Genomic DNA, 14,935 nt, shown 5'->3' on the forward strand with positions numbered 1-14,935 from the left:
GATGTTCCGTTGTTCCTGGTCGGCAAGGACGCCGCCGCATGGCCCGCCGTCCGGGCCGTGCCCGACCCGGGTGTCCGCGGCGGCGGGATGCGGAGCCCCCGACAGATCGGCCCGGTCGTCTTCGGGGGTCTTGCTCCGACCGTTGTTTCGATATATCGTTGACGTATCGCGACCGATCAATGAACTAAGGAGTGATCGCTATGCGTCCCCATGGACACGAATACGACGGGCAGGGCTCGTGCGGCCCCGGACATCACGGTCGGGGCGGCTTCGAGGGCAGGCGGGCCGCCTTCGGTCCCTTCGGGCCGGGCTTCGGTCCGGGCGGCGGGCCGTGGGGCGGGCGCGGCCGTGGCGGACCGAGGGGGCGGGCGCGGCGCGGGGACGTGCGCGCGTCGATCCTGGTCCTGCTGAAGGACCGTGCGATGCACGGCTACGAGATGATCCAGGAGATCGCCGAGCGCAGCGGCGGGGTGTGGAAGCCCAGTCCGGGCTCGGTGTACCCGACCTTGCAGCTGCTGGAGGACGAGGGTCTGATCAGCAGCGCCACGGACGGCGGCAAGAAGCTGTTCTCGCTCACCGAGCCCGGCAGGCAGGCCGCGGCGGACGGCCCGGACGCGCCCTGGGAGGACGCCGGGCGCGGGGCCGACCGGGAGGCGCTGAACGAGATCCGGCAGGCCGGGACCGGGCTGATGGACGCGTTCGGCCAGGTCTGGAGGACCGGCGACAAGGAGCAGCGCGACAAAGCGGTCGCCGTGATCAACGAGGCCCGCAAGAAGCTGTATCTGATCCTCGCCGACGAGGGTTGAGCCGGCGGAGGCTGAGTCGCTGGGGGTCGAGCCGGGGGTCGAGTTCGGCCGATGCCGGGGCGACGGACGCCGGGTCGGCCGGGTCGGGCTGTCAGGGGTGAGGCGGGCCCGGGCCGGAGTGCTGGGGGTGGCGCGCTGGACGGGACGGCGCGCGGGGAACGGTGTGCGCGGGGCGGGGGTCAGCGCACGCGCCGGATCTCCGCCGCGTCGAACAGGTCGAACGCCCTGGGGTGGGGACCCTCGTCATGACAGTGCCAGGCTTCCCAGAACAGGTCCGCGAGCAGGGCGTCGTCGGGGGCGTAGACCCGGTACACGTAATCCCTGCCGTCGATGGACGGCAAGGTCACGAGCCAGCACTCGTCCTCCATGCTCCTGAAGGACGTACGGGAAAACCCGCCGGTTGCTGATCGGAACCACATATTCCGATTGGCTCCGGGGTCCGGACGGGCCGGATGGCGCGGGTCCGCGCTCCGGGTGGTGCGCAGGGGTGCGCTCCGGAGGCAAGGGGGCGCGCACGGCGCGGACGAGAAAGCGCGCGATCTCCTTCCTGAGGAGGACAACCGGAACGCCCATGCCCAACCTCTGTCGGATGCGGGAATGCTCCCCTCCGGTGATGTTTTCGCCTGGTTGGGGTGATGGGGTAGGAGTTGTGCAACCCCGTATCCCGCAACAGTCCGCCGACAGCGGCGGAGCCGTACGACCCGAATCCGACGACCGGCTCCGAGCCGAGGTGATCTCGGTGGTCGCGGGCGCCAGACGGCGGGCCATGCGCGACGGGGACCGCCAGATCGACACCGCCCACCTCCTGCACTCGCTCCTGGAGAGCGACCCCGCCGTGCGGACCGCGTTTGGCGAGGGGCCGCAGACCGTCCGGGTCCTCGGCTATCTCGTCCAGCGGAGCATCGGCTACGGCCTCCAGTGGCAGTCCTCGGTGGAGGACTCCGGCGCGGTTCCCGTCGTCGGCGCCGCCACCGCCGTTCGGGACACCTCACGTGACATCCGCTGGTCGCCGTCCGCCGCGGCGGCCCTGGAGCGTGCCGTGGCGCGCGCCCGGCGGCGTGGTGAGCACCGGGCGCGGGGGCTGGACCTCTTCGTCGCGCTGCTCGCCGACCGTGAGTGCCGTGCCGTCGAGGTGCTGCTGCACTCCGGGGTGGAGCCCGCGGAGGTGGGCGCGCGGGCGGCGGCCGGACTCGCCGACGCCGGACGCGAGGAGTGGGGGAGCGGCGACGGGACCGCCTGGCCCACGCCCTGATCCCTGCCCCCTGATCCCCGCCGACCCGGTTCTCCGCCCGCTGACCGCTCCGCCCGTCGAGCGGTGGCCGTCCCGGCGGAGATCCGTACGGGGCGGGCGGCCTGCCGCGTACGGGGTTCGGCCGGCGGTCGCTCCGGGACAGGTGTCAACTCGGTACACGCTCATGACATGCCCGGTCGCGGCTGGCATCATGTGCCGGTGCGTACCTCTCAGCTGGATCAGAGCGGCCGGAACCGCGGTGTGGGTCTGGGCATCGCCCTTGTGTCGGCGCTCGCCTTCGGCGGTTCCGGAGTCGCGGCCAAGCCCCTGATCGAGGCCGGACTCGACCCGCTCCACGTGGTGTGGCTGAGGGTCGCGGGGGCCGCACTCCTGATGCTGCCCCTCGCCTGGCGCCACCGGGATCTGCTGCGCCGGCGGCCCGCGTTGCTGGCGGGCTTCGGACTGCTCGCCGTCGCGGGCGTCCAGGCGTTCTACTTCGCGTCCATCTCCCGTATCCCGGTCGGGGTCGCGCTGCTCGTCGAGTACCTGGGACCGGCGTTGCTGCTCGGCTATGTGCGGTTCGTCCAGCGGCGCCCCGTGACACGTGCCGCCGCCGTCGGGGTCGTGCTCGCCGTCGGCGGTCTCGCCTGTGTGGTCGAGATCTGGTCCGGCCTCAGCTTCGACGCCCTCGGACTGCTGCTCGCCTTCGGCGCCGCCTGCTGCCAGGCCTGCTACTTCCTCCTCTCCGACCAGGGCAGCGACGCGGGCGCCGACGCGCCGGACCCGCTCGGGGTCATCGCCTTCGGACTGCTCATCGGCGCTGCCGTGCTGACGGTCGTCTCCCGCCCCTGGGGCATGGACTGGTCGGTGCTCGCCGGGACCGCCGACATGAACGGCGTCCCCGTGGCGGCCTATCTGCTGCTCGGCTGGGTCGTCCTGATCGCGACCGTGCTCGCGTACATGACCGGCGTGCTGTCGGTGCGGCGGCTCTCACCGCAGGTCGCCGGGGTGGTGGCCTGTCTGGAAGCGGTCGTCGCCACGGTCCTCGCCTGGGTGCTGCTCGGCGAGGCGCTGTCGACCCCCCAGATCGTCGGCGGACTGGTGGTCGTCGTCGGCGCGTTCATCGCGCAGTCCGCCACGCCGGTGAAGGGTTCCGCCGAACCGGTCGCCGCCGGTGGCGGGGTCGCGACCACGGCCGCGTTGGCCGCCGACGCAGCGGCCGGCGAAGCACCGGTCGGCGCTGTGTCCTCCGTGGCCCCGGAAGGGGATTCGGCCGCCCGGTCCGGGTCCGACTGACAGGCGGCCCGACCGGCCCGACCCGGTCTTGTCCCACCCCGGCGGACCCGCGTACGCTCACGATCATGCACGCACGCGCTCTCGTCCTTCCGCCCCCGACCCGCTGACGCGGGCCCTGCGGTAGTCCCGCCCGGCGGTCGCCGGGCGGCGCGGTGCTGCCCGCAGAAGAAGTCCGGGGACCCTCCACGGTCCCGTTCCGAACTTCTGCGAATCCGCGGAGAGATCACGTGTCGAACACTGCCACCGGCCTGCCCGTAGGGCGAGGCCTCCTCTGTCTGATCATCGCCGGTGCCGCCTGGGGCACCGCGGGGGCCGCGGCGTCCCTGCTCTACCGCGTCAGCGACATGGGGCCCGTCGCCCTGTCCTTCTGGCGCTGCGCCGGCGGACTCGTCCTGCTGCTCGCCGTCCGGTTGCTGAGGCCGCGCGTACGCGTCGCCGCCGCGCCCGGGTCCCGGCGCCGTACGGCGCTCCGGGTCACCGCCACCGGTGTGGCCCTCGCGGTCTTCCAGACCTGCTACTTCGCGGCCGTCCAGGCCACCGGTCTCGCGGTGGCGACCGTGGTGACCATGGGCGCCGGTCCCGTACTGATCGCCTGCGGTGCCCGTGTCCTCCTGGGGGAGCGCCTCGGGCGCACCGGGACGCTCGCGGTCGGCGGGGCGCTCGCCGGTCTGGCGGTGCTCGTGCTCGGCGGGGGCGCCACGAGTGTCCGCCCGCTCGGGGTGCTGCTCGCGGTCGCCTCGGCGGGCGGTTACGCGGCCATGACCGTACTGACCCGCTGGTGGGGCCGCGGTGGCGGCGACCCGGTGGGCACGACCGTGGGCGCGTTCGCCGTCACGGCCGTCTGCCTGCTGCCGTTCGCCGTGCTCGAAGGGCTGGCCCCGCACACGGCCGAACCCCTTCGCGTCCTGGGCCTGCTGGTGTACGTCGCGGCGGTGCCGACCGCCCTCGCGTACGCGCTGTACTTCGCGGGTGCCGCGGTCGTCCGGTCCGCGACCGTGTCGGTGATCATGCTGCTGGAACCGGTCGGCGCCGCGGTCATCGCGGTGGCCGTGCTGGGGGAGACCCTGACGCCCGCCACGGTCGCGGGCACCCTGCTGATGCTGGTCGCCGTGACGGGGCTGGCGGTCGCGGAGACCCGGGACGCCGCCGGGGCACGGAAGGCGGCCGAGGCCGTACGGGTCTGAACCCCCGGGCGCCGGGGACGGGGCGGAGGCGGGGCATCTGCCCGGTGCCGGGGGAACTGGGCGCGCGTGGCGCGGCCGTCCTCGGCACCCGGTGGTCCGGAACGGGGTGGGACCGGTCCGGAACCGGTTCTCAGGGACGGGTGCGTCAAGGAACCGGTGGGCCCGGAACCGGTGCCCAGGGACGGGTGGTACCGGTGGGCCCGGAACCGGTGCTCGGGGAGTGGGTGCGTCAGGAACCGCCGTGTCAGGAAGCGGTCGGTCAGGCGCCGTCGGGCCCAGGGAAGCGGGCCAGGTACTCCGGTACGGCGATCCCGTCCGCGAGGTCGTCGGCCGGGACGAGGGCACCGTACGCCTGCCGTACGGGCACCACGCCCGTCCAGTGCGGCAGTCCGAGGTCCTCGGGCTCGTCGCCCGGTCCGCCCGCGCGGCACTTCGCCGAGACCTCGGCCAGGTCGAGCCTGAGCACGGCGGTGGACGCCAGTTCCTTGGCGTTCGCGGGCCGGGAGTCGGCGGAGCGGCCGGGTACGACATGGTCGACCAGCGCGTCGAGCGACACGCGCTTCTCCTCCGGGTCGGTCACCGGGTGGGCGATGCCCTGGACGACCACCGAGCGGTAGTTGATCGAGTGGTGGAACGCGGACCGCGCGAGGACCAGCCCGTCGACATGGGTGACGGTGACACAGACGGCGAGCCCCGGGTCGCCCTGGCCCGCCATCCGCAAGGGGCGCGATCCCGTGGAGCCGTGCACATAGAGGTGCTCGCCCACGCGCGCGTAGAGCGTGGGAAGCACGACCGGGGCGCCGTCACGGATGAATCCCAGATGGCAGACATAGGCGGCGTCGAGTATCGAGTGCACCACGGCACGGTCGTAGGACGCCCGCTCGCGGGAACGGGTCGGGACCGTGCGTCCCGTGGGGGTGTAGGCGGTCTGTTCCGGCATGGCCGTCTCCCTCGTGCTGGTGCTGACCCGGGGGCCCGTCCGGCCGCTCCGGTCACTTGCCGTCGTTATTGCACTAGTGCATAATGCTTTTTGTGCTAGGAGAATATCCCATCGTGGGCCGGAGCGCCGCCGACATCGCCCGCAGCGTCGAACGGGCGGTCACCGGGGGTGGCCTGGAGCCCGGTCAGCACCTCCCGCCCCTGCGCGCGCTGGCCGCGGAGCTCGGGGTGAACCCCAACACCGTCGCCGCCGCCTACCGCACCCTCCGGGAGCGCGGGGTGATCGAGACGGACGGGCGCCGCGGCAGCAAGGTCCGCGCCAGACCCGCGGTCACCGCGCGCGAGATGATCCACGCCGACGTACCCGCCGGGGTGCGCGATCTGTCCGACGGCAACCCCGATCCCGCGCTGCTGCCCCCGCTCACCGCCGCGTTCACGGCCGCCGCCTCCCACGCCGACGCCCGGCCGGTGCTGTACGGCGCCGACCCGGTCGACCCCGACCTCGGCGCGCTCACCCGCGCGGCCTTCGACCGGGACGGGGTACCGGCGGGGCCGGTGGCCGTCACCTCCGGCTCGCTCGACGCCGTCGAGCGGGTGCTCGCCGCGCATCTGAGACCGGGCGACACCGTGGCCGTCGAGGACCCCGGCTGGGGCAGCCTGCTCGATCTCGTCCCCGCGCTCGGACTGCGCACGGTCCCCGTCGCCGTGGACGGTGAGGGGCCGCTCCCCGAGGAGACGGCACGGGCACTCGCCGAGGGCGCCCGTGCCCTGATCGTCACGGACCGCGCGCAGAACCCCACCGGTGCCGTCGTCACCCCCACGCGCGCGCGTGCCCTGCGCGGGATCCTCGCCGCCCACCCCGACGTACTGCTGATCGAGGACGACCACGGGCACGGGATCGTGGACCAGCCGCTGAGCCCGCTGGCCGGGGTCACCACGCACTGGGCGTTCCTGCGGTCCACCGCGAAGGCGTACGGCCCCGATCTGCGGGTCGCCGTGCTCACCGGTGACCCGGTCACCCTGGGCCGGGTGCAGGGCCGCCAGAGTCTCGGGCCGGGCTGGGTGAGCCTGCTCCAGCAGCGGGCCGTCGTCGGTCTGCTGCGCGCCGGCGCGGTGGACGCGCGCGAGGTCGCCGCCTCGTACGGGGCGCGGCGTACCGCGCTGATCGACGCGCTCGCCCGGCGGGGCGTCGGCGCGGGCGGGCACAGCGGGATGAACGTATGGGTGCCCGTCCCGGACGAGACGGGCGCGGTCGCGCGGCTGTTGCAGTCCGGCTGGGCGGTCGCCCCCGGGGCGCGCTTCCGCGCGCGCTCACCGCAGGGCGTACGGATCACCGTCTCGTCGCTGACCGTCGACGACATGCCGTCCCTCGCCGGGGCGGTGGCCCACGCCGTGGCGCCCGCCCGCTCCCGCCGCTATATGTGACCGTCCGCTGCCGCGGCTCCTGGTGAGGTGGCCCCACGATGCCGTCGGCGGCGAGGTCATGGGGGAAGGCGGTCCCGAGGAGGACTCTCCTCGGGACCGCCTTGCCGGGTCAGGTGCGGACAGGCGGGGCCGCTGGGTCAGAAGTGCAGTGTCCAGCTGTTGATGTACCCGCCGGGGTAGGCGTACTCCCAGCCGCGCGCACGCAGCTTCCAGGTGCCGTTGGCGGTCTCTGAGGACGCGTCCACGGCGACTGTGGCGATGTAGGGGTTGCCCTCCAACCCGCCGCCGCTCGCCAGTGGGTAGGCGGTTCCGTCCGGGGCCACCAGTTCGAGCTGTGCGTTCGGGTTCCCGATGGTGTGCACATCGATCAGGAGGATGCTGGGCGCGTTGCCGGGGACACCGGTGACGGTGATCGGTGACTCGGCGACGGCGGGCGGCGTGGGCATGGGGACATCGGCGGAGTTGGTGAAGGCCGGGCCGGGCGGCCGGGGGGTGGGGTTGCTGGGGCGGGTGCCGACGTTGACGGCGCCCCAGGCGTCCCGCACATTGAGGTGGACGGCCGAGTTCGCCCCGTAGAGGTCCGCCGCGGCGGACAGGGTGGCGGCCCGGGCGCCGGCGTAGTCGGTGGTGGAGGTCATGTAAACGGTCAGGGCGCGGTACCAGATGCGCTCGGCGGCAGCCCGGCCGATCGGGGTGACCGGCAGGGCGTCATGGGTGGGGCTGTCGTAGGAGACCCCGTTGATCGTCTTGGCGCCGCTGCCCTCGGAGGCCAGATAGAACCAGTGGACGGCCGGGCCCGCCATGTACCGCCCGTTCGTGCTGGACGCGAGGCGCGGGTGCCAGTAGTCGGCGGTCCATCCCGGTGCGGACGGCCGGTCCATCTGGCGCACATGACGGTTGAGACCGCCGACGTCGACCTTCTCGCCGGTCAGGTAGTCGCCCACGTCCTGGCTGTTGCCCGCGTGGAACTCCACGGCGGCGCCGAAGATGTCAGCGGTCGCCTCGGCCAGCCCGCCGGACTCGCCGTAGTAGCTGAGCCTGGCGGTGTTGTTGATGAGGCCGTGCGCGAATTCATGGGCCGTGACGTCGATGGAGGTGTAGGGCGTCGTGCCGTCGTGCCCGTGGGTCACACAGAAGCAGGAGTCCTGCCAGGAGGCCCCGCGGATGCCCGTCCGGTGGACCCGGGAGCTCGCCCCGTCGCCGTCGTTGCGTACGCCGTACCTTTCGTGCACCTGGGCGAAGTAGTCCCAGTTGACCTGGGCGCCGTAGGCGGCGTCCACGGCGTCGGTCTGCTGGCTCGCCGAGGTGCCGTCGCCCCATACGCCATCGGTGTCGGTGAGGAGTTTGCCGGGGCCGTCGCCGGACCACACACCCGTGACGTCGTAGGTCCGATGACTGCCGCGTTCCGTGTCGGTCATGTTGTGGAGCGTGCCGAACTTGGAGGTGCCGAGGGCGACCTGACCGCTGTGCCTGCTGTGGCCGACGCCGGTGTACCTGTTCACCGCGTCGTGGCTGTACAGCTCGGCACCCGTGGTGGCGTCGGTGATCACATGCAGTTCGCTGGGTCCGTTGTCGGGCAGGGTGCCCCGCACGACCGTCTCCCAGGCGAGGACGGGTCGGCCGGAGGCGGCCCAGACCACGGCGCGTGGCTTCTTGTCGAGGACGGCGTCCTTGGTGCCCTCCCCCTCGGCCTTCGCCAGGGAGGACCTGGTGGCCGTGGCGGCGCTACGGGCGGGGGTCGTGCGGGGAACGGTGACCCGGGCCTTGGTCGCCCTGGTCACGCCCTTGGTCGCGCCGGACGCCGTGGTGTGGACGACCAGGTCACCGCCCAGGACGGGTAAGCCGTCGTAGGTGCGCTCGTAGCGGGTGTGCACCGAGCCGTCGGCGTCCTGGAGCACACTGCGCGGCAGCAGCCTCTCCTTGGGGCCCAGACCGAGTGCGGTCGCCGTCCCGGCGCGGTCGGCCGTGGCCCGCGCGAGCAGTTCCGTCTGCCGCTCGGGTGCGAGCTTCACCGGCAGGGCGCCGGCACGCGGCTGGGGCCCCGGCGAGCCGGGCCGGGCGGGCGCGGCCCCGGCCGTACCGGAGGGCACGGCCACGGCGATCAGCGCGACACCTGCGAGCAGGGCTCCAGCGGCCGAGGCCCTGCGGGGAAACCGTCTCATATCGAACTCCTTGCGCGCCGGCCGTCTGTCACGGCCGGGACAGGACCCGCCGACGGGGTGTGCCGGACGGGCAGAGATTCCGGTGCGGTGTGCCGTCGGCTCCCTTCCGAAGGGCTCGGAGTCCGGGTGGCCCCGTGGTGCGCGAGTGACGCGCTCCGGCTCGGGGGACCACCGGGTCGGGAGGAGATCGGTACGGCGGGAAGCGTGACACCGCTGGGAGCCGTGCGCCAGAAGGGGCACCGGAGGCTTGGCCGTATCCCACTCGTGGCGCGGGACGGGCGGCGTGGGAGCCGCACCTGTCCGGAGGTGGTCGCACGCTTCCCGGGTGACCCGGGCCGCGAGGAGGGGGCATCCGTACGGGTACTGGCCGGAAGGGTTCGCGCGCGTGGAAAGGTTCGCAGCTGTGTGGACGGGTTCGCGGCGGCAGCGGGAAGGGGGACGGCGGCGCGGCGTGGCTCCGTCCCCCTTCCCGCGGACGACGGCGGCGCGGCGCGGCTCCGTCGCTCACCGGGGAGCCGCCCGGAACCGCTCGCCGGTGCATCGCGGTCCGGGGCGGGGGCGCCGGTGCGGGCCGCGGATAGACTCGTCGCCATGGTTCGATCGTCCTGCGGTGAGGCGACCCCCGGGATGTGGCGGCGCGAGGCGGGCACCGCGATGCGCCGGGCCCCGGCGCTGCCGGAGGGGACGGCGGCCCCGTTCGCCATCGTCGCCGGGTTCCATGTTCCCCCCGTCCCCACGGAGTGGGCGCCGCACGCGCACGCCATGCACGAACTCGTCTGGGTACGCGGCGGAACGCTGACGTCCCGGGTGGGGGACCGTGTCTTCACCGTGTTCGAGGGGTGCGGGCTGTGGATGCCCGCCGGAGTGGTGCACGGGGGCCGGGCGACGGCGGGTGCGAAGTTCCATGACGCCTTCTTCGCCCCCGACCGCACGCCGTTCGCGTTCGGGGAGCCGAAGGCGATCGAGATGACGCCGTTGCTCCAGTCGCTGCTGACCCATCTGTCCCGTGGGGATCTCGACACGGAGGCCAGGGCGCGCGCGGAGTCGGTCGTGTTCGACGTGATCCAGCCGTCGGAGCGCCAAGTCGCGTTGCGGCTGCCGGGGGACACCCGGATCGACGCGATCGCCGAAGCCCTGCTGGACGATCCCGGCGACAGCCGTTCGCTGGAGGAGTGGGCCCGGTCGCTGGGGATCAGCGACCGCACGATCACCCGTGCTTTCCGTCACACGACAGGGCTCTCCTTCGCCCGGTGGCGGCAGATGCTGCGGGTGCACCGGGCGCTGATGCTCCTCTCCGACGGCTTCGACGTGATGACGGTTTCGGACACGCTCGGCTACGCGCAGCCCAGTTCCTTCATCGCGGCGTTCCGGCGGGTCATGGGAACCACGCCCGGCGCGTTCTTCGACACGACCGCCGGTGACCCCGGCGATGTCCGAAATCCCGTATCGGGTGTCCCGGACTCCTGATTGTCGACTCGGCAAGCGGAATATAACCTTCACGGAGTTAGGTGACCCTTAGTTGGTGCTCGCCGTGAACGGTGCTCCCTGCCGTACACGGGGAGTCGCGGCCCGGCCGGTGCAGGCCGGACGGAGGGTGCCGCAGTCCTTGCCCCTCCGACCGTCCGGACCCTCGATGTTCACAAGCCCCTTCCGGCGCGCCGACCGCCCCGCGGTCGACCCCACCGCGCCGGCCGCCGCCCTCCACGGGCACGACCTGGTGCTGCGGTACGGCGGTGAGCCCGTGGTCCACGGTGTCTCGATCACCCTGGAACCCGGCCGCGCGACCGCGCTGGTGGGGCCGAACGGCAGCGGGAAGTCCACGCTGCTGCGCGCGCTCTCCCGGCTGCACCGGGTGGACGGCGGCCGGGTCACGCTCGGCCCTCTCGGCGGGCCGTCCGAGCGTGACGCGGCCCTGCTCAGCTCCCGCCGGTTCGCCCGCGAGGTCACGCTGTTCTCCCAGTCGAGGCCCGCGCCCCAAGGGCTGACGGTCACGGAGGTCGTGTCGTTCGGACGCCATCCCTACCGGCACGGCTTCGGCGGAACGACCTCCGAGGACCGGACCGCCGTCGACCGCGCCATGGGTATCACCGGCGTACGGGACATGGCGGGCCGGCCGGTCGGGGAACTCTCCGGCGGCGAGATGCAGCGGGTCTGGCTCGCGGCCTGCCTGGCCCAGGACACCGGCGTCGTGCTGCTGGACGAACCGACCAACCACCTGGACCTGCGCTACCAGATCGAGACGCTCGACCTGATACGCGATCTCGTCGAGGAGCACGGCATCGCGGTCGGGGTCGTGCTGCACGACCTGGACCAGGCGTCCCGGGTCGCGGACACCCTGGTCCTGATGCGCTCCGGCCGGGTGCACGCGGCGGGCGCGCCCGCCGATGTCCTCACCGCCGAGAACATCGGCGAGGTCTACGAGGTCCGGGTCGAGGTCGGTACCGATCCCCGCACCGGCCGTCTCCGTATCGACCCGCTCGGGCGGCACTCCTCCTGACGCGGGACGTCCGCCCCCGCTGGACCGCAGGGCGTCCGCCCCGCTGAACCAGGACATCCGCCCCCCGCTCGGGCGGCCCTCCTCCGGAACGGACCAGCCCGACCCGCTCGGGCGGCCCTCCGCCCGGAGCGGGTCCTGACCGGCCGCGGCGGCACGCCCCGAGGCGGGACACCCGCCCCCTCCCACGAACCCCAGACGAACCGCAAGAAAGAGGACCCTTCATGAACCGTGCCCATCGCCTGGCGGCGTCAGCCTCCACGGGGCTCGCCCTCCTCGCCGCGACGGCCTGCGGCACGACCGATGTCGACAAGAGCGAGGCGGGCGGCGGCACCAGCGCGCCGCCCGCGTCGAAGAGCTGTGCCGACGACACCACGACCACCTCCACGAAGCCGGTCTCCTTCAAGGACGGCGTCGGCCGGCAGGTGAAGCTCGACAAGCCCGCCAAGCGGATCGCGGTCCTGGAATGGCAGCAGGTCGAGGACGCGCTGACCCTGTGCGTCACCCCCACCGTCGTCTCCGACGCGAAGGGGTACCGCGCCTGGACCAGCGCGGAGAAGCTGCCCGGCGGGGTGACGGACATCGGCGCCCGTGAGGAGCCCGACCTCGACACCCTGTACGCGGCCAAGCCCGACCTCATCGTCGTGGAGGCGTTCAAGGCCGACGACGAGACCATCGCGAAGCTGGAGAAGCGGGGCATCCCCGTGATGGCCACCCGGGGCGCCAACCCCGAGGACCCGATCGGGAACATGCGGGAGGTGTTCAGCATGATCGGCGAGGCGACGGGCCGCACCGAGCGGGCCGACCAGGTCCTCAAGGAGTTCGACCAGCACCTGGCCACCGCGAAGAAGCGGGTCACCGACGCCGATCTGCCGACCAAGGACTTCCTGTACTTCGACGGCTGGCTCCAGGGCGGCAACCTCACGATCCGCCCCTACAGCGACGGCGCCCTGTTCACCGAGATAGGCAAGGAACTCGGGATGACCCCCGCGTGGACCAAGGACGTCAACAAGGCGCACGGTGACGGCGGCGTCGACGCCGCCTACGGCCTCGCGCAGACCGACGTCGAGGGACTCACCGGGGTGGGCGACGCCAACCTCTTCTACGCCAACGACGACGCGGCCGGCGGCTTCGTCGACGCGCTCGCCAAGAACCCGATCTGGAAGACCCTCCCGGCCGTCAAGGAGGACCGCGCGCACGCGTTCCCGTCCCGGGTGTGGGGCGCGGGCGGTCCGCGCTCCTGCGCACAGGCGATCGACGCGTACGTAGACGTGCTCGACAAGAAGTGAACACACCGCTGATGTCGAAGCCCGTAGCGGGACCGTCGCCGCGCGCCGAGCGCGGTGGCGGTCCCCTCGGGGTGGCAGTCCTGGCCGTCCTGCTCGTCGCGACCGTCCTGGTGGGCCTGTGGCACCTGACGCAGGGGACCTCGGGCGTCGGCGTCGGCGACCTGGTGCGCCATCTGACCGGGGACCGGGAGGCCACCGGCGGGGCGCCGGTCGGCGAGATCATCACCGGCTCGCGCCTGCCGCGCCTGCTCGCGGGCGTCGCGGTGGGCTTCGCCCTCGGTGTCGCCGGCGCGCTCCTCCAGTCCGTCACGCACAACACGCTCGCCTCGCCCGACACCCTCGCGGTCACGGCCGGGTCCTACTTCACCCTCACGCTCGTCGCGGCCCTCGGTCTCACCGTCCCGCTGTGGGCGTCGGGCGCGGTCGCCTTCGCCGGTGGCCTGGCCGCGGCGGCGCTCGTCCTGCTGCTCTCCGGCCGGGCCTCGGGCACCGCGGGCACCCGGCTCATCCTCGCCGGATCGGCGATCGCGCTCGCCCTGGACGCGGCGACCGGGATGCTCCTCATCCTGTTCGACCAGAACACGACCGGCCTCTTCGCCTGGGGCAGCGGTTCGCTCGCCCAGATGAACATCGACGCCTCGGTACGCGCCCTGCCGGTCGTGGCCGTGGTGCTGTGCGCCGCCCTGCTGCTGTCCCGGCGACTGGACGTGATGAACCTCGGCGACGACGCCGCGTCCACCCTCGGTGTGCCGATCCGGAGCACCCGCGTGACCGCCGTGATCTGCGCGGTGCTCCTGGCCGGTACGGCGGTGACCCTCGCGGGCCCGATCTCCTTCGTCGGCCTCGGCGCCCCCGTCCTGGCCCGGCTGATCGCCGGGCGGGTCCGGGCATTGCGGCGGCACCTCCTGCTGGTGCCCGCGGCCGGGCTGATCGGCGCGCTGCTCATCCTGCTCGCGGACGCCTCCCTGCGCGCGGTGCAGGGCGCGGACGGCGCGGCATCCATCCCCACCGGCGTGCCGACGGCGCTGCTCGGCTCCGTCGTGATCGTGGTCCTCGCGCTGCGCCTGCGTGACACGGGCCGCCTCCGTCAGCCACCGCACTCACGGGTCGCCGCACGGTCCCGCCGCGCGTTCCTCCTCGTCGTGTCCGGTGCACTGGCCCTGCTGGCCGTGGCGGTCCTCGTGGCGGTCCTGGCGGGGAGCCTCTGGCTGCGGACGGGGGACCTCGCGCTGTGGTTCCGCGGCGGCGCCCCGGACCTGATCGGCCAGGCGCTCGACGACCGCGTCCCCCGGGTGGCCGCCGCGGTCCTCGCCGGCGCCGCGCTCGGACTGGCCGGGTGCGTCGTGCAGGGCGCGGTGCGCAACCCGCTGGCGGAGCCGGGAGTGCTCGGCATCACGGCGGGCGCCGGGCTGGGCGCGGCGAGCGTGGCCACGTCCGGGCTGTCGGGCGGCCGGCCCGTGCTCGTCGCGGTCGCGGTCGCCGCCGGGCTCGCCACGTTCGGGCTGGTCGCCCTGCTGGCCTGGCGCGGCGGTTTCCTGCCCGACCGGTTCGTACTGATCGGCATCGGCTGCGGATACGGCCTCAGCTCGGTCACCACCTTCCTGCTGCTGCGTGCCGACCCGTACAACACGCCGCAGATCTTCACCTGGCTCTCCGGTACGACCTACGGCCGCACGCTGCCCGACGTCGTACCGGTCGCGGTGGCCCTCGCGCTCGCGCTTCCCGTGCTGTTCGCCATGCGCGGCCGGCTCGACCTGCTCGCCGTCGACGAGGACACCCCGCGCATCGTCGGTGTCAAGGTGGAGCGCACCCGCTTCGCCGCGCTGGCGATCGCCGCGGTGCTCGCGGCGCTCAGCGTGATCGCCGTCGGTGTCGTCGGCTTCGTGGGGCTGGTCGCCCCGCATCTCGCCCGGTCCCTGGTGGGCGCCCGGCACGGCCGCGCGATCCCGGTCGCGATGCTGCTCGGCGCGTTGCTGGTGTGCGTGGCCGACGCCCTCGGCCGCACGCTCGTCGCGCCCGCCCAGGTACCGGCGGGCCTCATGATCGCGCTGGTCGGCGCGCCGTACTTCGTCTGGGTGCTCCGGCGGTCCCGCGCATGACACCTGACGC

The 14,935-nt window shown here is 73.5% G+C and carries 12 protein-coding genes; 9 read left to right on the plus strand and 3 right to left on the minus strand.

The window, feature by feature from the left end; genetic code table 11:
• Positions 1-200 precede the first annotated feature (200 nt).
• Positions 201-806 carry a PadR family transcriptional regulator gene (locus OG711_RS32940; RefSeq protein ID WP_073794986.1) on the plus strand — a complete coding sequence of 202 codons (606 nt, stop codon included), beginning with the start codon at positions 201-203 and terminating at the stop codon, positions 804-806.
• Between the two features lie 179 nt (positions 807-985).
• On the opposite strand, the gene OG711_RS32945 is transcribed toward OG711_RS32940, so the two are convergent.
• On the minus strand, positions 986-1,174 hold the full coding sequence (locus tag OG711_RS32945; protein ID WP_073794982.1) for a hypothetical protein: 189 nt from the start codon (positions 1,172-1,174) through the stop codon (positions 986-988).
• A 281-nt stretch (positions 1,175-1,455) separates the two neighbouring features.
• Here OG711_RS32945 and OG711_RS32950 point away from each other — a divergent pair, with 281 nt between their 5' ends.
• The 3 genes from OG711_RS32950 to OG711_RS32960 all read left to right on the plus strand — a co-directional run bounded on the left by OG711_RS32950 (position 1,456) and on the right by OG711_RS32960 (position 4,517).
• The gene (locus OG711_RS32950; RefSeq protein ID WP_073794980.1) at positions 1,456-2,058 is read left to right on the plus strand and encodes a Clp protease N-terminal domain-containing protein; all 603 of its coding nucleotides are present in this window, start codon (positions 1,456-1,458) and stop codon (positions 2,056-2,058) included.
• A gap of 192 nt (positions 2,059-2,250) precedes the next feature.
• Positions 2,251-3,333 carry an EamA family transporter gene (locus OG711_RS32955; RefSeq protein WP_245877047.1) on the plus strand — a complete coding sequence of 361 codons (1,083 nt, stop codon included), beginning with the start codon at positions 2,251-2,253 and terminating at the stop codon, positions 3,331-3,333.
• 227 nt (positions 3,334-3,560) lie between these two features.
• On the plus strand, positions 3,561-4,517 hold the full coding sequence (locus tag OG711_RS32960; protein ID WP_329562185.1) for a DMT family transporter: 957 nt from the start codon (positions 3,561-3,563) through the stop codon (positions 4,515-4,517).
• Positions 4,518-4,776: 259 nt separating this feature from the next.
• Here OG711_RS32960 and OG711_RS32965 read toward each other — a convergent pair whose 3' ends face one another.
• Positions 4,777-5,457 carry a pyridoxamine 5'-phosphate oxidase family protein gene (locus tag OG711_RS32965; RefSeq protein WP_329562186.1) on the minus strand — a complete coding sequence of 227 codons (681 nt, stop codon included), beginning with the start codon at positions 5,455-5,457 and terminating at the stop codon, positions 4,777-4,779.
• A 92-nt stretch (positions 5,458-5,549) separates the two neighbouring features.
• Between OG711_RS32965 and OG711_RS32970 the strand changes: the two genes are divergently transcribed.
• The gene (locus OG711_RS32970; RefSeq protein WP_329562188.1) at positions 5,550-6,881 is read left to right on the plus strand and encodes an aminotransferase class I/II-fold pyridoxal phosphate-dependent enzyme; all 1,332 of its coding nucleotides are present in this window, start codon (positions 5,550-5,552) and stop codon (positions 6,879-6,881) included.
• 137 nt (positions 6,882-7,018) lie between these two features.
• On the opposite strand, the gene OG711_RS32975 is transcribed toward OG711_RS32970, so the two are convergent.
• Positions 7,019-9,043, minus strand: a complete 2,025-nt coding sequence (locus tag OG711_RS32975; RefSeq protein WP_329562190.1) for a M4 family metallopeptidase — start codon at positions 9,041-9,043, stop codon at positions 7,019-7,021.
• A 591-nt stretch (positions 9,044-9,634) separates the two neighbouring features.
• Here OG711_RS32975 and OG711_RS32980 point away from each other — a divergent pair.
• The 4 genes from OG711_RS32980 to OG711_RS32995 all read left to right on the plus strand — a co-directional run bounded on the left by OG711_RS32980 (position 9,635) and on the right by OG711_RS32995 (position 14,925).
• On the plus strand, positions 9,635-10,510 hold the full coding sequence (locus OG711_RS32980) for a helix-turn-helix domain-containing protein (protein WP_073794969.1): 876 nt from the start codon (positions 9,635-9,637) through the stop codon (positions 10,508-10,510).
• Positions 10,511-10,676: 166 nt separating this feature from the next.
• Positions 10,677-11,540, plus strand: a complete 864-nt coding sequence (locus OG711_RS32985) for an ABC transporter ATP-binding protein (protein ID WP_329562192.1) — start codon at positions 10,677-10,679, stop codon at positions 11,538-11,540.
• A 221-nt stretch (positions 11,541-11,761) separates the two neighbouring features.
• Positions 11,762-12,826, plus strand: a complete 1,065-nt coding sequence (locus OG711_RS32990; protein WP_329562194.1) for an iron-siderophore ABC transporter substrate-binding protein — start codon at positions 11,762-11,764, stop codon at positions 12,824-12,826.
• Between the two features lie 11 nt (positions 12,827-12,837).
• On the plus strand, positions 12,838-14,925 hold the full coding sequence (locus OG711_RS32995) for an iron ABC transporter permease (RefSeq protein ID WP_329562196.1): 2,088 nt from the start codon (positions 12,838-12,840) through the stop codon (positions 14,923-14,925).
• The last annotated feature ends 10 nt before the right edge of the window (positions 14,926-14,935 follow it).

It is taken from the genome of Streptomyces uncialis, from assembly GCF_036250755.1.
Classification (GTDB): Bacteria; Actinomycetota; Actinomycetes; order Streptomycetales; family Streptomycetaceae; genus Streptomyces; species Streptomyces uncialis.